This is a genomic window from Actinacidiphila sp. bgisy167, assembly GCF_057707665.1.
Window position 1 is genome coordinate 1 of the sequence record NZ_JBYIQP010000107.1, and the last position, 17,515, is coordinate 17,515.

A 17,515-nucleotide genomic window follows, 5' to 3' on the forward strand; every position below is an offset into this window, starting at 1 on the left:
CCCCCCCCCCCCCCCCCCCCCCCCCCCCCCCCCCGCCCCCCCCACCCCCCCCCCCCCCCCCCCCCCCCCCCCCCCCCCCCCCCCCCCCCCCCCCCCCCCCCCCCCCCCCGCCCGGTGGCGGTCGGTGGGTCGGCGGTGGGCGCCGCCGGCAGCGCGAGCGCGGCGCCGGCGGCCGGCGCGGAGGTCTCCACCGGCGTGGGCGGCTGGGGCGGCTGCGGGACGGGGACGGCCGAGGCCGCCGGGGACGGCGCCTGCGGTACGGCGGCGGGCGCCGTCCCGCGCACCGGCTCGGCCGGCACCGGCATGACGGTCGTCTCCGACTCGCGCCGGGGCTCCTTGGCCGGCGTCTTCGCCGCGCCCGTGCCGACGGGCACCTCCATCACGTACGCGCTGCCCTGCCCGGGCACCTCATGGGTCTGGAGCACACCGCCGTGCTTCTCGACGATGCCGCGCGCGACCGGCACGTGCACCGGGTTGTCGCCCGCGTGCGGACCGCGCACCTCGATGCGCACGGAGTCACCGCGCTGCGCCGCCGCCACGACGATGGTGGAGTCGACGCCGCCGACCACGACGGGAACGTTGCCGACCGCGTCGACACCCGCCACGTCCACGATCAGGTGGGACAGCGCCTGCGCCATCCGCTCGGCGTCCACGGTCGCCTCGATCGGCGGCGCGTGCACCGCGTACTGGGCCCGCCCGGGCCCGATCAGCTCGCTGGCCGCCTCGACGCCCGCCGCCACGATCTTGTCCATCGAGGTCGTCTCGCGCCGCAGCTTCTCCTCGCCCCGGTCGAGCCGCTGGAAGGACAGGACGCTGTCGATGAGCGTGGTGATCCGCGCGTAGCCCGCGGTGAGGTGGTGCAGGATCTGGTTGGCCTCCGGCCACAGCTGCCCGGCCGGGTCGTTGGCCAGCCCGGCGAGCTCGGCCCGCAGTTCGTCCAACGGCCCGCGCAGGGCGTCGCCGAGCAGCGACTGCAGTTGCGCGTTGCGCGCGGCGAGCGCGTCGAAGCGCGTGCGGTCGGTGAAGGTCATCACCGCGCCGACCAGCTGGTCGCCCTCCCGCACCGGCGCCGTGATCAGGTCGACCGAGACCGAGCGCCCGTCCTTGCGCCAGAGCACCTGGCCGCGGACCCGGTGCTTCAGCCCGGAGCGCAGCGTCTGGGAGAGCGGCGTCTCCTCGGCCGGGAGCGGGCTGCCGTCCGGCCGGGAGTGGTGCACCAGCGGGTGCAGTTCCTGCCCGCCGAGGTCGGTGGCCCGGAAGCCCAGGATCTGCGCGGCCGAGGGGTTGACCAAGACGATCTTGCCATCGGTGTCGACGCCGATCACGCCCTCGCTGGCGGCGCGCAGGATCATCTCGGTCTGGCGCTGCTGGCGGGCGAGTTCGGCCTCGGTGTCCAGCGTCCCGGTGAGGTCCCGGACGACCAGCATCAGCAACTCGTCGCCGGTGTAGCTGTAGGTCTCGGCGAAGGGCGTGCGGGCGTCGTCGAGGTTCGCGCTCGTGACCTCGACCGGGATCTCACTGCCGTCGGTCCGCCGGGCGACCATCCGGGTCGGCTTGGTGCGGCCCGCGTCGTCGTCGGGGCGGCGCATCGAACCGGGGATGCGGCGCGCGTCGAACGTCGGCAGGAGGTCGAGCAGGCCGCGTCCCACGAGGGCGGTGCCGGGCGACTCGAAGGTCTCCAGGGCGATGGAATTGGCGTTGACGACCGTCCCGTTGGCGTTCACCAGAAGCAGGGCGTCGGGGAGCGCGTCGAGTATTGCCGCGAGGCGAGCAGCGCCTCGGGATGGCCTGCTGCTCACGAGACGCGTCCTCCCTGAAAACCGCACTTGCCGCCGCGCCACCACCCGCGAAGGGGGCATCCACCGGTGGTGGCCCATCTTGCCGCCGACCGGGGGGCATGTCACTAGAGCGAGTGTACGGGCAGCGGTTGGCCGTGAGGCTCCGGATACCCATGTCCCGTACGCGTGAGTAGTGTTCGTGGCCGAGCCGTGCGGATGTGGTGTCGGTCACCCCTTCGGTCACACGCCCCGGCCGGCGGGCCCGTCGTGCGCCGGGGGCACCGGGAGCACCGGGGCCATCCGCCGCCAGCGGGCCGTCTCGCAGCCGTTGCTGCGGTCGTAGCGGGCGTCCACGGGCCGGCCTCGCCAGTTCCCGTGGACCGTCGCCCGCTGCGGGCCGCTGTAGATCATCGTGCACATCGTGCCCTCGGGCGAGGGCCCCACCGGACCGTCCAGCCGCTCCAGGCGGGCGCACGCCTCCGACGCGTCGGGGTGGGTCCCGCCGACGGGGGCGCAGCGCAGGTCGTACTCCGACACGTGGCCCGCCCCGTCGTCCACGACCACCCGCAGCACGTCGGGCGGCCCCCCGGGGCCGGAAGGGCAGGCCAGGGCCGGCACGGCCACCGTCAGCGGCAGGCCGAGCGCGAGCGCGGCGGTCATGGGCACACGAGCCAATCGCATGCTCCGTCCCTACCTGACCGCCGCCACCCGCGCCCGCCAACCCACCCGATCGTGGGCGCGCCGCCCCGGCGTCCGCCGCAACGCCTTTGCCCTGGCCGCACACGGCCTAGTAATCTGGTCAGCGATTGGTCCCAGCCCACCGGGCTGTGCCATCATCTGCACACACCCGCTCACGCGGGCACACCAGGAGGCGTCGCCTAGTCCGGTCTATGGCGCCGCACTGCTAATGCGGTTTGGGCTTTACCGTCCATCGAGGGTTCAAATCCCTCCGCCTCCGCTCCACAGAAGCCCCGGCCCCCGGCCGGGGCTTCTGCCGTTCCCGGGACCCCTGCTGAGCCACCCTTCCAGCATTTCCGCAGGTCAGAGGGGGTGCGGCTAATGGATTTCACGTCACGGCGCGGGTCATGTAATGTTGTTCCCGCAAAGCCGACCGGCAAGAAAAAAGCCGGGAAGCCAAGCACTCGTAGCTCAACGGATAGAGCATCTGACTACGGATCAGAAGGTTGCAGGTTCGAATCCTGCCGAGTGCACAGCAGACCAGAGGCCCCGGAGTGATCCGGGGCCTCTGGCGTTGGGTACCCCGGGGTGGCACGTCGCTCACTTCCCGGTCCCCGGGACCAGGGGTGTGGCGAGGGCGGGTGCGGCTCCGGGGCTGGTGGTGTTCGGCGGGCCCGCGGAGGTGGTCGGCCCATCGGGCGGGGCAGGCCAGGCACGCTGCCGCGCACGTCGGCCCGGCCGCTGCCATGGAGATCGAGGCTGATACTCCAGCCGTAGTTCGTGATCTTCATGTCTGGTTCGCGGCTTGTCGGCGGTAATGGCTGGCCTTGGCTCGGGCCTGATGTCGGCGTCGCCAGGCGGACCAGCTGAGCCGGTGGGGCGCATCGCGCACGGGTTGGACGACGAGCGTCGTGAACAGTCGCTGGATCTCGTTGCAGGTGAGCGGGATGAGCCCATTCGGGGCGGGATGGCAGGCGTGTTCGTCGGCGCGGATGACGGCGAGCATGGCCACGGTCACCCAGCGGGACCACGAGGTGAAGCGGCGGACCTGGTGCTCGTCCAGTCCGGCCAGGCCCTTTCCGGCCTGGAAGGTCTCCTCCACCCGCCATCTTGATCCGGCAACCCGCACCAGCGCAGCCAGGGGCACCGGGGCGGGCGACCAGCGGCGGTAGTAGGCGAGTTCACCGGTGGTGCGGTTGCGGCGGATCAGCAGCCGGTGGCTGCCGGGTCGGGGTTCGGCCAGGTCGATGACGGCCCAGTCGTAGAAGCGGTGCCCTTTGGCGGCCCCCGCCGACAAGCTCTGCCAGGCTCGCTTCGGCACTTTCGCTGCCAGGGCGTCCGCGCGGAACCTCCCCGCCCCGGTGTGACTTCAGCCGAGCAGGCGACGGCGAGCACGTAGCCGACCCCGCGCTCTTCCAGTGTGGACCGCAGTTTCGGGTTGCCGCCGTAGACCTAATACTGCAACCGCATGTGGCGTGACGGAGTGCCGTGTTGGTCGTTGGGCTGACTGTGTGATGAATCGCTGACGGTCGCGCAGATCGAGGACTGGTCCGAGGGGATAGCCGGTCTTCACGCCCGGTTTGCGGGCCGTTTTGGCAGGTCGGAGCCGCGTGAGAGGTGTGGCGTCTGCCTGTTCGCCTTGGGGGAAGTGAATATGCCTTTGGCAATTCCGGTGAGCGGCGTAGGTGCAGTGGACCCGGTGTGGACCACAGCCCCCGTGAGTCGTTCGGTGCCAGCACGCTTGACCCGCTCCTGGTGTGCTGTGGCCGAGGTGGGGTGCCCGAGCGGCCGAAGGGAACGGTCTTGAAAACGGTCGTGGCAGGCGACGCCAACCCTCAGGGCTGACGGCAACGACGGCACACAGGGGCTATTGATCACGACGCTCGGCGATCAGCCGGGCGGGCGGCGGAGCCCTCGCCCAACAGCCCGCCTGAGCCTGCGGATCAGAAGGTTGCAGGTTCGAATCCTGGCGAGTGCACAGCAGATCAGAGGCCCCCGGGATCACCCGGGGGCCTCTGTCGTTGGGTACCCCGGGGCGGCGCGCCGCACAGTGGCCGTCCTCGGGGCCAGGGGTGCGGCGAGGGCGGGTTGCGGCGCTGGGGCTGGTGGTGTTCGGCGGGCCCGCGGAGGTGGTCGGCCCATCGGGCGGGGCAGGCCGGGCCCGCTGCGCCGCACGTCGGCCCGGCCGCTGCCGTGGAGATCGCGGCGGCTAGGGTGTGCGCTGTCAGGACCGGGTTACAACAAGGAGGGGTGTCAGGATGGCGGACATCGAGGCGGCCAAGAAGGCGTTCGCGCGGTTTGACGCCGACGGGGACGGACTCATCACGGCGAGCGAGTACGCGAGCGCGATGGCGCAGCTCGGGGACTTCAACGTGACCGCCAGCATGGCGCAGAGCCTCATCGCGGCCGTGGACGGCAACGGCGACGGCAAGATCTCGTGGGACGAGTTCTGGACTGCCCAGCAGTCCTGACGACGGGCTCCAAGCCCTCGTCCGCGCAGCGGAGCCGCAGGGCGCGTGGGGGACGTCGTCGGCTGCCCGCGGACTGCCGCGGGCAGCGGAGGGTGACGCGGGCCGCGGGCCGCGGGGCGCCGTGACGGCGGACGGGCGGCCGGTGCGCGGGCGTTGCCCGGCGCCCGGCCCCCGTGGTGGGTCGGGCGCCTCGCGCGGCGGCGTCGCGCTGGCGCCCGCGGCTGTCTACGGTCGGTCGCCCCGGGCGGACGCTCAGGGGCCGGTGAGCTCGAGCACCGCGGCCAGCCGGCGCCATTCCTCGCGCGGCAGTCCGGACCGGTCCTCACCCGAGGGCAGTACCTGGACGGCGACGTGGTCGGCGCCCGCGTCGAGGTAGGCGTCGATCCGCTGCCGCACCCGCTCCTCGTCGCCCCAGCCGAAGAGCGCGTCGACCAAGCGGTCGCTGCCCCCGCCGGCGAGGTCGTCCTCGCCGAAGCCCAGACGCAGCCAGTTGTCGGTGTAGTTCGACAACTGCAGGTAGAACGACAGCATCTCCCGGGCGGTCTCGCGGGCCCGGTCCGGATCGCGCTCCAGCACGACCGTGAACTCCGGGGCCAGCAGGGGTCCCTCGCCCAGCGTGGCGCGTGCCTGTGCGGTGTGCTCGACGGTGACCAGATACGGATGCGCGCCCGCGGAGCGGTCCCGCGAGAGTTCCAGCATCTTCGGGCCGAGCGCGGCCAGCACCCGGTTCCCGGCCGGCGACCCGGCGGCGTCCAGCGCGTCGAGGTAGTGGGTCATCGCGGTGTAGGGGCGCTGGTACTGCTCGATGAAACGCGCGTGGCTGACGCCCAGGCCCAGGAGGAAGCGCCCGGGGTGGGCGGCCTCGAGCGCGGCCTGGCGGGCGGCGGTGTCCTCGGGCCCGTACTGCCAGATGTTGAGGATGCCGGTGGCGACGCTGATCGAGGAGGTGGCCGCGATCAGCGGGGCCGCGTGCTCGACGCCGCTGCTGCCGCCGATCCACAGTGCCCCGTACCCGAGCTCCTCCAGTTCGGCCGCGGTCTCGGCGAGTTCGGCCGCATGCGCGGGGTCAGGGTCCTGCAGCCCGGCGTTCCACAGGCCGTAGCGTCCGATCGCTGGCGTCTGGCTGTCGCTCATGGGTGTTCTCCCGTCACGAAGTATGGTGGAAATACGACTGGTTCGGTCCTGTGCCAAAGCCCCATCCTTGGCACCCGCATTCCCCGCGCGGTGGCGCGTCAGCGGTGTCCGCCGCGACGCGGCGGGCGGTGCGAAGAGCGACTGCCCGGCGGCCGCCGCTCCCTCCTCGCGCGGTACGGCTACTCCTTCGGGGCCAGTCGCGCCGGGAAGCCGCCCGTGGCGATCGGGCCCCAGCGCTCGGGGGTCACCCGCACCAGGGACTTGCCCTGCCTGAGCATGGCGGCGCGGTACTCGTCCCAGTCCGGGTGCTCGCCCGCGATGTTGCGGTAGTACTCCACCAGCGGCTCGACCGCGTCGGGGGAGTCGATGACCTCGGCGGTGCCGTCGATCTGCACCCAGGGGCCGTCCCACTCGTCGGACAGGACGATCAGCGAGGCCCTCGGATCACGGCGGGCGTTGCGGACCTTGGCCCGCTCGGGGTAGGTCGAGACGACCAGGCGCCCCGCGTCGTCGACCCCGCAGGTGACGGGGGAGCCCTGGGGGCGGCCGTCGGCGCGGGTGGTCAGCAGCAGGGCGCGGTGGCGCGGTCGTACGAATTCCAGCAGCTGGTCGAGGTGGACGCTGGTGTTGGTCGCGATGTTGGCAGCCATGGACGGCAGCCTATGCGCCCCGCGGCTACCCGGTGGGGAGGGCCTCCCCCTGGGCGGCCTGGATGTCGAGGGTGATCCTCAGGGTCGTCCCCATGGTGGCGATGCCGGCCCGGACGACCTGGTTCCAGTTCATCGCGAACTCTTCGCGGCGCAGTTCGGCCGTCGCGCGGAAGGCGGCGCGCACGCCGCCCCAGGGGTCCGGCCCGGTGCCCAGGTAGGCCAGGTCCAGGTCGACGGGACGGGTGACGCCGCGCATCGTCAGTTCCCCGTGCACGGTCCACCGGTCGCCGGCGGCCTGCTCCAGTGCGGTGCTGCGGTAGGTGACGGTCGGGTGCTCCGCGACGTCGAGGAAGTCGGCGGAGCGCAGGTGCTCGTCGCGGGTGCCGTTGCCCGTGTCGATCGAGGCGGCGTCGATCACCGCCTCGACGGACGAGGCCAGGGGCTGCCGCGCGACGTCGATCCGGCCGGCGAAGCTCGTGAAGCGGCCGTGCACGCTGGACAGGCCCAGGTGCTGGGCGACCGCGCCGACCTCGGAGTGCGCCGGGTCGATCGTCCACGGCCCGGGCGGCGGCAGTTCGAGGCCGCCCGCGCGGGCCAGCAGCAGGGTGCCCAGGTCCGCCGAACCGGAGGCGGTCACCAGCGCCGTCGCGGCGGCCGGGCGGTATCCCACGGCGGTCACGATCACGGTGTACGCCCCGGGGGCAGCGTCGCGGTGCGCACGGCGCCCTCGGTGTCCGCGGGCTCCCGCGCGATCTGCTGCCCGGTCATGTCGGTGACGGTGACCACGGCGTGCGGCACCGCCCAGCCGTCCTTCGTCCGGATCCGCCCGCGCAGCCCTGCTCCTGCCGTCGTGTCCATGTCCCTCGCTGTCCCTCGCTCGCCTGCGGTGCGTTCGCGTTCGCGCCGACCCCGGTAGGCCGGTCGGTCGGTCCGGTCCGGACGGCCCCGGCCGTCCCCAGCCCCGGCGTCCGGAGCGGATCCGCCTTCTCCCGGCTGCCGGCCCCCGCCTCCTCGGGGCGCGGGGACCGGCCGCCGGCTCACCCCTCGGGGTGGTGCAGCTCGACGTCGAAGCCGCTCTCGTGGCCGGCCGCGGCGCCGTTGCCGACGGTCACCTGGGTGGCCACCGGCGGATAGCCGCTGGCGACCAGCGAGTACTCGCCGGCGTCGAGGTCGCCGAAGGCGTACGCCCCGTCGGCACCCGTGGTGGCGGTCGCCACCACGTTCCCGGCGGCGTCGATCAGGGTGACTCGGGCCTCCGTCAGCGGCGTCCGCGCCATCCCGCCGAGCACGGTGCCGTGCAGCCGCGCTCCCGGGCGGAGCGGGACCTCGACGTGGGTGGGGCCGTTGCCCGCGACCTCGACCGGCAGCGCGGCAGGCCGGTAGCCGTTGGCGTTGACGGCCAGGGTGAAGTCGCCGGCCGGCAGGTCCGCGAAGCCGAAGGCGCCGTCGGCGCCGGTGCCGGCGGTGGCCAGGACCTCACCGCGGACGTCGGTCACCACGACCATGGCCTCCGCGACGGGGATGCCGGTGGCCTCGGCGACCACCGTGCCGGTGAGGCCGCTGGTGCCGGCCAGGACGACGTCGTACGGGACGGGCTCCGCGCCGACCACCACGGTGGACGCCTGCGGCTGGTGCCCGTCGGCGGCGGCGATGAGCACGTACGAGCCGGCGCCGGGCGCGGGCAGCTCGTAGCCGCCGTCCGCGCCGGTGGAGGCGCGGCCGAGCTGCCGGCCGGTGAGGGATATCAGGGTGAGCGTGGCCCGCTCGACGCCCGCGCCGTCCACGTCGCGCACCTGACCGCGGAGCGCGGGGCCCGCGGCGGGCAGGGGAACCGCCTGCGCGGCGGTGGCGACCGCCTCGGCGGTCGTGGCGGTCTCGGCGGCGGTTTCGTCCGCGGGGCCCGCCTGGGCCGGTATGACCGCCTGCTGCGGGGGCTGCGAGGCGTTGCCGGGGACACCGGCCGCCTGCTGCAGGCCGCTCGCGGTCCTCAGCGGCACTTCCTTGATGAAGAGCACCAGCAGCAGCGCGACGAACGCCACCGGGGCGGCGGCCAGGAAGACGTCGCCGGCGCCGTGGCCGTATGCCTGCTCCACGACGTGCCGGATCGGCGCGGGCAGAGTGCCCAGGTCCGGGATGGAGCCGTCGGACTCACCGGTGGACGTCAGGCCCAGGACGGTCAGACCGTCGCTGACGTAGTGCGTCACGCGGTTGCCGAGCACCGCGCCGAGCGCGGAGACGCCGATCGCGCCACCGAGGGTGCGGAAGAAGGTGACGACGGAGCTGGCGGCGCCGAGGTCGGCGGCGCCGACCTGGTTCTGCACCGCGAGCACCAGGTTCTGCAGCGTCATGCCGACGCCGAGGCCCAGCAGCGCCATGTAGATCGCCAGGTGCCAGTACGGGGTGTCGGAGCGCATCGAGCCCAGCGTGGCGAGGCCGCCGGTGAGCAGCACGCCGCCGGAGACCAGGAACGCCTTCCAGCGGCCGGTGCGGGTGATGACCTGGCCGGAGACGGTGGAGGCGAGGAACAGCCCGCCGATCATCGGGATGGTCATGACGCCGGACGACGTCGGCGTCTCGCCGCGCGCCAGCTGGAAGTACTGGCTGAGGAAGACCGTGCCGGCGAACATCCCGGTGCCGACGAACATCGAGGCGGCCGAGGTCAGGCTGATGGTCTTGTTGCGGAACAGCCGCAGCGGCATGATCGGCTCGCTCGCCCGGGACTCGACCAGGACGAAGAGCAGGACGAGCAGCAGCGCGCCCGCGGTCATGACGTAGGTCTGCCAGGAGAGCCAGGCGTACTTGTCGCCGGCGAAGGTGACCCAGACCAGCAGCAGGCTGACGGCGGCGGTGACGAAGAAGGCACCCGCCCAGTCGACCTTGACCTGGCGCTTGACGACCGGCAGGTGCAGGGTCTTCTGCAGCACGATCAGGGCGATGATCGCGAAGGGCACGCCGACGTAGAAGCACCAGCGCCAGCCGAGCCAGTCGGTGTCGACGATGACGCCGCCGAGCAGGGGGCCGCCGACGGTGCCGAGGGCGAAGGCCGCGCCGAGGTAGCCGCTGTAGCGGCCCCGCTCGCGCGGGGAGATCATCGCGGCCATGATGACCTGGGTCAGCGCGCTGAGACCGCCGGCGCCGACGCCCTGGACGATGCGGCAGACGATGAGCATCCCGGCGTTCTGCGACAGGCCGGCGACCAGCGAGCCCACCACGTAGATCACCAGAGCCAGCTGGACCAGCAGCTTCTTGCTGAACAGGTCGGAGAGCTTGCCCCACACCGGGGTCGTGGCGGTGGTGGTGAGCAGGGCGGCGGTCACGACCCAGGTGTAGGCGCTCTGCCCGCCGTGCAGATCGGTGATGATCCTCGGCAGGGCGTTGGAGACGATCGTGGACGACAGGATCGCCACGAACAGGCCGAGGATCAGCCCGGTGAGGGCCTCCATGATCTGCCGGTGCGACATGGGGGCCGCGTGTCCTGTGTGGGCATCGCTCCCCCGCACACCGGTGGGTGGTGCGGTTGTTGCCATGGTCGTCCTCTTCATGTCGTGGAAGGTGTACGGGGGCCGCAGTCGGCGGCGAAGTCGCTGCGCAGCCGGTCCATCAGCCGGGAGAACTCGGCGACGTCCTCGTCCGGCCAGTCCCTCAGCCGGTGGGCCAGCGCCTCGGCGACCCGTACCTGTGCGGCGCGCAGCATGTCCGCGCCGCCGGGGGTCAGGCGCAGCAGCCGCGACCGCTTGTCGTAGGGGTCGGGCAGCCGGTCGATCCAGCCGAGCTCGGCGAGGTGGGCCACATGCCTGCTGGTGACGGACATGTCGACCTCCAGCAGCTCGGCCAGCCGGCTCATCCGCAGCTCGCCGAGGCGGCTGATCACCGAGAGCACGCCGAGGGATGCCGGCGGGCACTGCGGCGGGCAGGCGCGGCTGAGTTCCCGGATGACCACCGGGATCACGCGCAGCCGGCTCGCGAGCTCCGCGAACTCCTCCTGCGTCGCCATGGCGCCTCGCTTTCCGAGCTTGTTGGTTGCCTCAAGCAACCATAAAAATGTTTGGTTGTTGCAGGCAAGTTATTAGGGTAAAAACCTGCACAAGGAACGACCCGCCTCCGGTCAAGGGAGGCGGGTCGCCGGGGAGAGTCGCAGCTCAGGCAGACGCGGCCGTCAGCAGCTCGAGCTCCGCCGCGGTGAGTTCCAGGGTCACGGAGGCCAGCAGCGCGGACAGCTGCTGCGGCGTGCGGGCGCTGGCGATCGGTGCGGCGACGGTCGGCCGGGACCGCAGCCAGGCCAGCGCGACGCTCGCCGGCTCGACGCCGTGCGCTCCGGCGACCTCGTCCAGGGCGGCCAGGACCCGCGGTCCGCGCTCGGACTCCAGGTAGACCCTCGCGCCCTCCGCCCGGGCGCTGTCCACCGCGACGCCGGGCCGGTACTTGCCGGTGAGGAAGCCCCGTGCCAGGCCGAAGTACGGCACGGAGGCGAGGCCGTGCGCCTGGACGACCTCGCGCAGCGGGCCCTCGTACTGCTCCCGCTCCACCAGGTTGTAGTGCTGCTGCAGCGCCACGTACGCCGCCAGCCCCTCGCGCTCGGCGAACTCCAGGGAGGCCGCCAGCCGCTCGGGGCTGATGTTGGAGGCCGCGACGTGGCGGACCTTGCCCTCGCGCACCAGCTCGTCCAGGGCGGTGACGATCTCCTCGACCGGGGTCTCGAGGTCGTCGAAGTGCGTGTAGTAGAGGTCGATCCGGTCGGTGCCCAGCCGGCGCAGCGACTCCTCCGCGGCGGCCTTGATCGTCGCTGCCTTCAGGCCCTTGAACGCGGGGTGCGAGCCGACCTTGGTCGCGATGACGATGTCGTCGCGGCGGCCGCGCTTGGCGAGCCAGGAACCGATCACGGTCTCGGACTCGCCCCCGGTGTGGCCGGGTACCCAGGCCGAGTACACGTCCGCGGTGTCGACGAAGTTGCCGCCGGCCTCCCTATAGGCGTCGAGCACGTCGAAGGAGGTCGCCTCGTCCGCGGTCCAGCCGAAGACATTGCCGCCGAGGCAGAGCGGGAATACGTCGAGAGTAGAGTTTCCGATGAGTGCCATGCGGTCTTGGACACGGGCCAGACGGGGGGTATTCCCTGTTTGCTCACCTTTTACGGGGCGGACCGCATCCGGGGGACGGGCTGGGGGTGACCCGCGCGACCTGACTTCGCTAGGGTCCTGCACCATGACTACCCCTGACAACAACTACGACCCGGCCGGCAGCACCCAGATGTTCCGCGCCTTCGTCGACGAGGAGCCCGCCCAGGCCCAGGCCGCGGGCGGCAACAAGACCGGCCTGATCGTCGGCGTCATCGCGGCCGTCGTCGTGATCGCCGCCGTGGTCTGGTTCGCGGTCGCCTGACCGGCGCGCCCCGTCCATCGACACCGGGCGCCGGCTGTCGCCGGTCCGCGGCGGCCGCCGCGCACCCGTCCTCGGCGGTCGGCCTCGGTGGTCCGGCTACACAGGTCCGGACCTCACGGCGGTCAGCGCGTACCGGCCCGAGGCGGGCCCGGGAAGCGGAAAGCCGACGGCCGCCGAGGCGGCGGCGAAGGCGCGCCCCGGCGGCCGGTGAACGCACCGTCAGGCCCGTGAACTGACGAACGACCAGGAAGAACCGTCCGGTCCGGCCGGGGCCGGACCCCGTGCCTACTGCTCGGCCGTCAGACCCTCGCGCAGCTGGGCCAGGGTCCGGGTCAGCAGCCGGGAGACGTGCATCTGGGAGATGCCGACCTCCTCGCCGATCTGCGACTGCGTCATGTTGGCGAAGAAGCGGAGCATGATGATTTGCCGCTCCCGCGCGGGCAGCTGGGCCAGCAGCGGCTTGAGCGACTCGCGGTACTCCACGCCCTCCAGCGCGGTGTCCTCGTAGCCCAGCCGGTCGGCCAGCGAGCCCTCGCCGCCGTCGTCCTCCGGGGGCGGGGAGTCCAGCGAGCTGGCGGTGTACGCGTTCCCGACCGCGAGGCCGTCGACCACGTCCTCCTCGGAGACGCCGAGCGCCGCCGCGAGTTCGGAGACGGTGGGCGAGCGGTCCAGCCGCTGGGCGAGCTCGTCACTGGTCTTGGTCAGCGCCAGTCGCAGCTCCTGCAGCCGTCGCGGCACCCGCACCGACCACGAGGTGTCGCGGAAGAAGCGCTTCACCTCGCCGACGATGGTCGGCATCGCGAAGGTGGGGAACTCCACGCCGCGGTTGCAGTCGAAGCGGTCGATCGCCTTGATCAGCCCGATCGTGCCGACCTGGACGATGTCCTCCATCGGCTCGTTGCGGCTGCGGAAGCGGGCCGCGGCGTAGCGCACGAGCGGCAGGTTGAGCTCGATGAGAGTGTCCCGCACATACGCGCGCTCCGGGCTGTCGTCCGGCAGCTCGGCGAGCCGCAGGAACAGCGAGCGGGAGAGCGTGCGGGTGTCGACGCTCGTGTCGATGGCCTCGATCGTGCTGTCGACGGCGGCGCTGTCGACGGCGGTGCCGACGGTGTCGATGGCCTTGCCGTCAGGAGCATCGTGCGGCGCGTCGGTGTTCAGCACCTTCGGACTGCCCACTTCTACGGACATGCCACCCCCTTGAGGTCGCGGACGGGTGTCGCGGGCGACGGTTCGTTCCTCCACTGGAATACCGGAGGCCGGACCACGACAAACGCGGTTCCCGCAGAATGTCACATGTCGGCAACGCGCTGTAGCGCCATGTCGACTTATTTCTCAGGGGGTGGGTACTCCGCAAGGGTTACGATTCGAGCTGGTTTGCGGATCGGAGTCGGGCGAAGCTGCGCGAGAGCAGTCGCGACACATGCATCTGCGAAACCCCGAGTTCCGCACTGATCTGCGATTGCGTCAGATTCCCGAAGTAGCGGAGCAGCAGGATCCGCCGCTCCCGCTCGGGCAGCTGGACCAGCAGGTGCCGCACCAGGTCCCGGTGCTCCACGCCGGTCAGGGCCGGGTCCTCGTAGCCGAGCCGGTCCAGCAGCCCGGGCGCACCGTCGCCGCCCTCCTGCGCCGCCTCCAGGGATGTGGCGTGGTAGGCCCGGCCGGCCTCGAGGCAGGCCAGCACCTCGTCCTCGGAGAGCTTCAGCCGGTCGGCGATCTCCGGCGTGGTGGGGGTGCGCCCATGGGCCACCGTCAGGTCCTCGATGGCGCCGCTGACCTGGACCCACAGCTCGTGCAGCCGGCGCGGGACGTGGACGGTGCGGACGTTGTCCCTGAAGTAACGTTTGATCTCCCCCACGACGGTCGGCATCGCGAACGTCGGGAACTGCACCCCGCGTTCCGGATCGAAGCGGTCGATGGCGTTGATCAGCCCGATCGTGCCGACCTGGACGACGTCCTCCATCGGCTCGTTGCGGCTGCGGAAGCGGGCGGCCGCGTAGCGCACCAGCGGCAGGTTGACCTCGATGAGGGCGGCCCGGACCCGGGTGTGCTCCGGGGTGCCCGGCTCCAGCCCCGACAACTGCTCGAACAGCACCTGCGTCAGTGCCCGCGCCTCCACCGCGTTGCTGTTGGTGCTTCTCTCGCGGTTGCCGCCGCCCGTCGCCGTACCGGTCCCGCTGCCGTCTGTGGAGGTCGATGGTGGCGCGGGTCGGGCCGACACGGACATGCCACTCCTCATCGGTCCACTCATCCGGCAAAAGCGGTCATAGCATCACAATTCATGTGGACTGTGTGCAAGCGAGGCGCGGCCCTCAGACAAAAAGCCCTCCGCCCGGCGGGCGAAGGGCTGTGGGGCGGCAGCGGGCCCGGAGGGCCGCCGCGAGAGATCACTCGAACACGTAGTCGGCGACCACCCAGGTGGAGAACTCGCGCCACAGTGCCACCCCAGCCTGGTGTGCGGGGTGCTCCAGGTACGCCGTGAGCGCCTCGGCGTCCGCGACCGAGGAGTTGATGGCGAAGTCGTAGGCGATCGGACGCTCCGAGATGTTCCAGCCCAGTTCCCAGGAGGCCAGCTCCGGGATCTGCTCGCCGAGACGCTCGAAGGCCTCGACGCCCGCCGCGACCCGGGGGTCGTCGCGCTCGACGCCCTCGTCGAGCCTGAAAAGGACCAGGTGGCGTATCACGGTGCTGTGCTCCTCGCCGGCTTCGGCCGGTCAGTTGACCAGCGCGGTCATGAACTCCCCGACGCCCTTTGCGGCGTCCGATATGCCCTGGAAGCCTATCTGCACGAGATCGGCTGCGCGGGACGGCGACGTCACGATCGTGTAGAGCACGAAAGCCACGATGACGTACGTGGTGATCTTCTTCGCCTGCGCCATGGCTGGAGTGTATCCACCGGATGGCCCCGTCAGACCGGGTCGGGCAAGCCCTCCTTGAGGCTCTTCGCCGGCACTGCGCCGACCCGTGTGTGACGCTCGCCACAGCGCTCCCGAAAGGCCGGAAAAGCCGAAGCGCCCGGTCGGTGAGAACCGGGCGCTTCGGCTTTGTCGTGCGCAGCGGTAGCGGTGGGATTTGAACCCACGGAGGAGTTGCCCCCTCACACGCTTTCGAGGCGTGCTCCTTAGGCCGCTCGGACACGCTACCGAGAGAGAGCTTAGCGGACGTCCGGGGGTGCTCCGAAATCCTTTGACCGGAAGAAGCGGGTGATCAGCTCACCGCACTCGTCGGCGAGCACCCCGTGGATCACTTCCGGGCGGTGGTTGAGCCGGCGGTCGCGGACGAGGTCCCACAGGGAGCCCGCCGCACCGGCCTTCTCGTCGACCGCGCCGTAGACGACGCGGTCGAGGCGGGAGGCGACGACGGCCCCCGCGCACATCGTGCAGGGCTCCAGCGTGACCACCAGCGTGCAGCCGGTCAGCCGCCACTCCCCGAGCGCCTTCGCGGCCGCGCGCACGGCGAGCACCTCCGCGTGGGCGGTCGGGTCGCCGACCGCCTCGCGTTCGTTGCGGCCCCGGCCGATGACCGTGCCCTGCGGGGACAGCACGACCGCGCCCACCGGCACGTCGCCGGTGCGGGGGGCGAGCCGGGCCTCCTCGAGGGCGAGCCGCATCGCGGGGAGCCACGGGTCGCGCAGCGGGTCCGTCCCGGTCAGCGGACCGCCTCCAGCACGTCGGCGCAGCCCAGCGAGTCGGCGATCTCCCCGAGGGCCTCCCCGGTCAGCGCGCCGTCGCCGCTGAGGGCCAGCAGCTCCTTGTCGCTCATGCCGAGGTCCGCGAGGAGCTCGCAGTCCCCGAGCGGGCCCACGGGCACCTGCACCTCCGTGGGGCCGGGCACCACGTCGTCGTCGAGGTCGTCGGGATCACCCTCCTCGGTGCCGTCGAGGTCGACGATGTCGTCCAGGTCCTCCGGGTCCCGGCCCAGCAGCTCGTCGGTGAGCAGGATCTCCCCGTACGAGCTCCGTGCCGCCGCGGCGGCGTCGGAGACGTAGATCCGCGGGTCCTCCTCACCGTCGACGCGGACGACGCCGAACCAGGCGTCCTCCTGTTCGATGAAGACCAGGACCGTATCCTCCCCGGCTGAAGCCGCCCGGGCCAAGTCGGTCAGGTCGCCGAGGGTTTCCACATCGTCGAGATCGGTCTCGCGCGCTTCCCAACCGTCCTCGGTGCGCGCGAGCAGTGCGGCGAAGTACACCGTGACTCTCCCACAGGTCTCAGGCCGTCCGGACTTACGGGCGGGGAGCCGGATGATCCGGCGCAGGTCCCGCCCACACTCGGCATCGTGGCAGAAACCTCGGCTTTGCGAAGGGTCTTCCGCGCGTGCCGCGTGCCAGGCCTTCCGGCTTTTTTCCGCGCGCGGCCTGCGCGGACCCCGCGGGCGCCCGCCGGGCGGGGCGTTGTGCCGACCAGGGGACTACCAGCGGAACGTCCGCATCCGCAGCTGCCGGCGCGCGCGTTCCGCGCGTGCCCGGCGCGGCTGGACGCGGTCGCGAAGTTTCCTGGCCTCGTCCAGCTCGCGCAGGAACACCGCGCGCCGCAGTCCGCGGTCGGCGTCCTGCTCCGCCCGCGCACGGGCGTCGCCCGCGCCGTCCCCGCCGCCGGTTCCGTCTGCTCCGTCTGCGCCGTTCGCGCCGTCGCCGCCGCGCTCCGCCATGGGGCACCACCCCCCGAAGGTCCGTACGCCCAGCCGGGGCGGACCCGGGCGTACGGGCACGCATTCCCCCTCCCGGGTGGTTCGAAGCCTGACCGGTCGCACCGGCCGGACGGCCCGGGGCGGCGGGCCGAAGGCTAGAGTCGTGGACATGCGGATCCACGTCGTCGACCACCCCCTGGTGGCCCACAAACTCACCACCCTGCGCGACGAGCGCACCGACTCGCCGACCTTCCGTCGGCTGGCCGACGAGCTAGTCACCCTGCTCGCCTACGAGGCGACCCGTGACGTGCGCACCGAGCAGGTGGACATCAGCACGCCCGTCGCGGACACCACGGGTGTGCGCCTGTCCCACCCGCGTCCGCTGGTCGTGCCGATCCTGCGGGCCGGCCTCGGGATGCTGGAGGGCCTGGTGCGCCTGCTGCCGACCGCGGAGGTCGGCTTCCTCGGCATGATCCGCGACGAGGAGACCCTGGAGGCCAAGACCTACGCCACGCGCATGCCGGACGACCTGTCCGGGCGGCAGGTGTACGTCCTGGACCCGATGCTGGCCACCGGCGGCACACTGATCGCGGCGATCGACCTGCTGATCGAGCGGGGCGCCGACGACGTGACGGCCGTGGTGCTGCTCGCCTCCCCGGAGGGCGTCGAGGCGATGGAGCGCGCGCTGGCGGGCAAGCCGGTCACCGTGGTGACCGCGGCGGTCGACGACCACCTCAACGAGCAGGGCTACATCGTCCCCGGCCTCGGCGACGCGGGCGACCGCCTCTACGGCACGGCCGGC

The 17,515-nt window shown here is 72.3% G+C and carries 17 protein-coding genes, 3 tRNA genes and 2 pseudogenes; 5 read left to right on the forward strand and 17 right to left on the reverse strand.

Annotated elements, in window-relative coordinates:
• Positions 1 to 1,799 (reverse strand): PAS domain-containing protein (locus AC3ET4_RS27780; RefSeq protein ID WP_431954185.1); only part of this gene is annotated, 1,799 nt, incomplete at its 3' end.
• A 219-nt stretch (positions 1,800 to 2,018) separates the two neighbouring features.
• Positions 2,019 to 2,459 carry an SSI family serine proteinase inhibitor gene (locus tag AC3ET4_RS27785; protein WP_431954187.1) on the reverse strand — a complete coding sequence of 147 codons (441 nt, stop codon included), beginning with the start codon at positions 2,457 to 2,459 and terminating at the stop codon, positions 2,019 to 2,021.
• Between the two features lie 186 nt (positions 2,460 to 2,645).
• On the opposite strand from AC3ET4_RS27785, the gene AC3ET4_RS27790 reads away from it, so the two are divergent.
• Both AC3ET4_RS27790 and AC3ET4_RS27795 read left to right on the forward strand, forming a co-directional pair.
• Positions 2,646 to 2,736 (forward strand) — tRNA-Ser (locus AC3ET4_RS27790).
• A gap of 180 nt (positions 2,737 to 2,916) precedes the next feature.
• Positions 2,917 to 2,989, forward strand: a tRNA-Arg gene (locus tag AC3ET4_RS27795).
• A gap of 254 nt (positions 2,990 to 3,243) precedes the next feature.
• Here the strand turns inward: AC3ET4_RS27795 and AC3ET4_RS27800 are convergent.
• A pseudogene (locus tag AC3ET4_RS27800) lies at positions 3,244 to 3,908 on the reverse strand (transposase family protein); the annotation flags it as partial.
• Positions 3,909 to 4,714: 806 nt separating this feature from the next.
• On the opposite strand from AC3ET4_RS27800, the gene AC3ET4_RS27805 reads away from it, so the two are divergent.
• Positions 4,715 to 4,927 carry an EF-hand domain-containing protein gene (locus tag AC3ET4_RS27805; RefSeq protein ID WP_431954189.1) on the forward strand — a complete coding sequence of 71 codons (213 nt, stop codon included), beginning with the start codon at positions 4,715 to 4,717 and terminating at the stop codon, positions 4,925 to 4,927.
• Between the two features lie 252 nt (positions 4,928 to 5,179).
• On the opposite strand, the gene AC3ET4_RS27810 is transcribed toward AC3ET4_RS27805, so the two are convergent.
• The 6 genes and pseudogenes from AC3ET4_RS27810 to AC3ET4_RS27835 form a co-directional block, all read right to left on the reverse strand.
• Positions 5,180 to 6,061, reverse strand: a complete 882-nt coding sequence (locus tag AC3ET4_RS27810) for an LLM class F420-dependent oxidoreductase (protein WP_431954191.1) — start codon at positions 6,059 to 6,061, stop codon at positions 5,180 to 5,182.
• 179 nt (positions 6,062 to 6,240) lie between these two features.
• Positions 6,241 to 6,711 carry a PPOX class F420-dependent oxidoreductase gene (locus AC3ET4_RS27815; protein ID WP_431954193.1) on the reverse strand — a complete coding sequence of 157 codons (471 nt, stop codon included), beginning with the start codon at positions 6,709 to 6,711 and terminating at the stop codon, positions 6,241 to 6,243.
• A 25-nt stretch (positions 6,712 to 6,736) separates the two neighbouring features.
• A pseudogene (locus AC3ET4_RS27820) lies at positions 6,737 to 7,569 on the reverse strand (YceI family protein).
• A gap of 179 nt (positions 7,570 to 7,748) precedes the next feature.
• On the reverse strand, positions 7,749 to 10,172 hold the full coding sequence (locus AC3ET4_RS27825; protein WP_488175966.1) for an MFS transporter: 2,424 nt from the start codon (positions 10,170 to 10,172) through the stop codon (positions 7,749 to 7,751).
• A gap of 77 nt (positions 10,173 to 10,249) precedes the next feature.
• Positions 10,250 to 10,705 (reverse strand): MarR family winged helix-turn-helix transcriptional regulator, encoded by a 456-nt coding sequence (locus AC3ET4_RS27830; RefSeq protein ID WP_431954197.1) that lies wholly within the window; start codon positions 10,703 to 10,705, stop codon positions 10,250 to 10,252.
• 145 nt (positions 10,706 to 10,850) lie between these two features.
• Positions 10,851 to 11,786 (reverse strand): aldo/keto reductase, encoded by a 936-nt coding sequence (locus AC3ET4_RS27835; RefSeq protein ID WP_431954199.1) that lies wholly within the window; start codon positions 11,784 to 11,786, stop codon positions 10,851 to 10,853.
• 124 nt (positions 11,787 to 11,910) lie between these two features.
• On the opposite strand from AC3ET4_RS27835, the gene AC3ET4_RS27840 reads away from it, so the two are divergent.
• Positions 11,911 to 12,087: a hypothetical protein gene (locus AC3ET4_RS27840; protein ID WP_431954201.1), complete on the forward strand. Its 177-nt coding sequence runs from the start codon at positions 11,911 to 11,913 to the stop codon at positions 12,085 to 12,087.
• A 285-nt stretch (positions 12,088 to 12,372) separates the two neighbouring features.
• On the opposite strand, the gene AC3ET4_RS27845 is transcribed toward AC3ET4_RS27840, so the two are convergent.
• From AC3ET4_RS27845 to AC3ET4_RS27880, 8 genes are all read right to left on the reverse strand, one after another.
• Positions 12,373 to 13,275 carry an RNA polymerase sigma factor SigF gene (locus tag AC3ET4_RS27845; RefSeq protein ID WP_431954203.1) on the reverse strand — a complete coding sequence of 301 codons (903 nt, stop codon included), beginning with the start codon at positions 13,273 to 13,275 and terminating at the stop codon, positions 12,373 to 12,375.
• Between the two features lie 169 nt (positions 13,276 to 13,444).
• On the reverse strand, positions 13,445 to 14,311 hold the full coding sequence (locus AC3ET4_RS27850; RefSeq protein ID WP_431954205.1) for an RNA polymerase sigma factor SigF: 867 nt from the start codon (positions 14,309 to 14,311) through the stop codon (positions 13,445 to 13,447).
• Between the two features lie 160 nt (positions 14,312 to 14,471).
• Positions 14,472 to 14,768: a Dabb family protein gene (locus tag AC3ET4_RS27855; protein ID WP_431954207.1), complete on the reverse strand. Its 297-nt coding sequence runs from the start codon at positions 14,766 to 14,768 to the stop codon at positions 14,472 to 14,474.
• A 30-nt stretch (positions 14,769 to 14,798) separates the two neighbouring features.
• Positions 14,799 to 14,963 (reverse strand): hypothetical protein, encoded by a 165-nt coding sequence (locus AC3ET4_RS27860; protein ID WP_431954209.1) that lies wholly within the window; start codon positions 14,961 to 14,963, stop codon positions 14,799 to 14,801.
• A 178-nt stretch (positions 14,964 to 15,141) separates the two neighbouring features.
• Positions 15,142 to 15,228, reverse strand: a tRNA-Ser gene (locus AC3ET4_RS27865).
• A 10-nt stretch (positions 15,229 to 15,238) separates the two neighbouring features.
• On the reverse strand, positions 15,239 to 15,694 hold the full coding sequence (gene tadA, locus AC3ET4_RS27870; protein WP_431954211.1) for a tRNA adenosine(34) deaminase TadA: 456 nt from the start codon (positions 15,692 to 15,694) through the stop codon (positions 15,239 to 15,241).
• Between the two features lie 38 nt (positions 15,695 to 15,732).
• A complete protein-coding gene (locus tag AC3ET4_RS27875) occupies positions 15,733 to 16,275 on the reverse strand; it encodes a tRNA adenosine deaminase-associated protein (RefSeq protein WP_431954213.1) in 543 nt (180 codons plus the stop codon).
• Positions 16,276 to 16,494: 219 nt separating this feature from the next.
• The gene (locus tag AC3ET4_RS27880; protein WP_431954215.1) at positions 16,495 to 16,734 is read right to left on the reverse strand and encodes a hypothetical protein; all 240 of its coding nucleotides are present in this window, start codon (positions 16,732 to 16,734) and stop codon (positions 16,495 to 16,497) included.
• Positions 16,735 to 16,882: 148 nt separating this feature from the next.
• Here AC3ET4_RS27880 and upp point away from each other — a divergent pair.
• On the forward strand, positions 16,883 to 17,515 hold a 633-nt coding region (gene upp / locus AC3ET4_RS27885), incomplete at its 3' end, for a uracil phosphoribosyltransferase (RefSeq protein ID WP_431954217.1).

What these genes read in the sequence shown, in the direction of transcription:
- AC3ET4_RS27785 (WP_431954187.1), bottom strand. Translation starts at nt 2,459, where the DNA reads ATGCGATTGGCTCGTGTGCCCATGACCGCCGCGCTCGCGCTCGGCCTG.
- AC3ET4_RS27805 (WP_431954189.1), top strand. Translation starts at nt 4,715, where the DNA reads ATGGCGGACATCGAGGCGGCCAAGAAGGCGTTCGCGCGGTTTGACGCC.
- AC3ET4_RS27810 (WP_431954191.1), bottom strand. Translation starts at nt 6,061, where the DNA reads ATGAGCGACAGCCAGACGCCAGCGATCGGACGCTACGGCCTGTGGAAC.
- AC3ET4_RS27815 (WP_431954193.1), bottom strand. Translation starts at nt 6,711, where the DNA reads ATGGCTGCCAACATCGCGACCAACACCAGCGTCCACCTCGACCAGCTG.
- AC3ET4_RS27825 (WP_488175966.1), bottom strand. Translation starts at nt 10,172, where the DNA reads ATGTCGCACCGGCAGATCATGGAGGCCCTCACCGGGCTGATCCTCGGC.
- AC3ET4_RS27830 (WP_431954197.1), bottom strand. Translation starts at nt 10,705, where the DNA reads ATGGCGACGCAGGAGGAGTTCGCGGAGCTCGCGAGCCGGCTGCGCGTG.
- AC3ET4_RS27835 (WP_431954199.1), bottom strand. Translation starts at nt 11,786, where the DNA reads ATGGCACTCATCGGAAACTCTACTCTCGACGTATTCCCGCTCTGCCTC.
- AC3ET4_RS27840 (WP_431954201.1), top strand. Translation starts at nt 11,911, where the DNA reads ATGACTACCCCTGACAACAACTACGACCCGGCCGGCAGCACCCAGATG.
- AC3ET4_RS27845 (WP_431954203.1), bottom strand. Translation starts at nt 13,275, where the DNA reads ATGTCCGTAGAAGTGGGCAGTCCGAAGGTGCTGAACACCGACGCGCCG.
- AC3ET4_RS27850 (WP_431954205.1), bottom strand. Translation starts at nt 14,311, where the DNA reads ATGTCCGTGTCGGCCCGACCCGCGCCACCATCGACCTCCACAGACGGC.
- AC3ET4_RS27860 (WP_431954209.1), bottom strand. Translation starts at nt 14,963, where the DNA reads ATGGCGCAGGCGAAGAAGATCACCACGTACGTCATCGTGGCTTTCGTG.
- tadA (WP_431954211.1), bottom strand. Translation starts at nt 15,694, where the DNA reads ATGCGGCTCGCCCTCGAGGAGGCCCGGCTCGCCCCCCGCACCGGCGAC.
- AC3ET4_RS27880 (WP_431954215.1), bottom strand. Translation starts at nt 16,734, where the DNA reads ATGGCGGAGCGCGGCGGCGACGGCGCGAACGGCGCAGACGGAGCAGAC.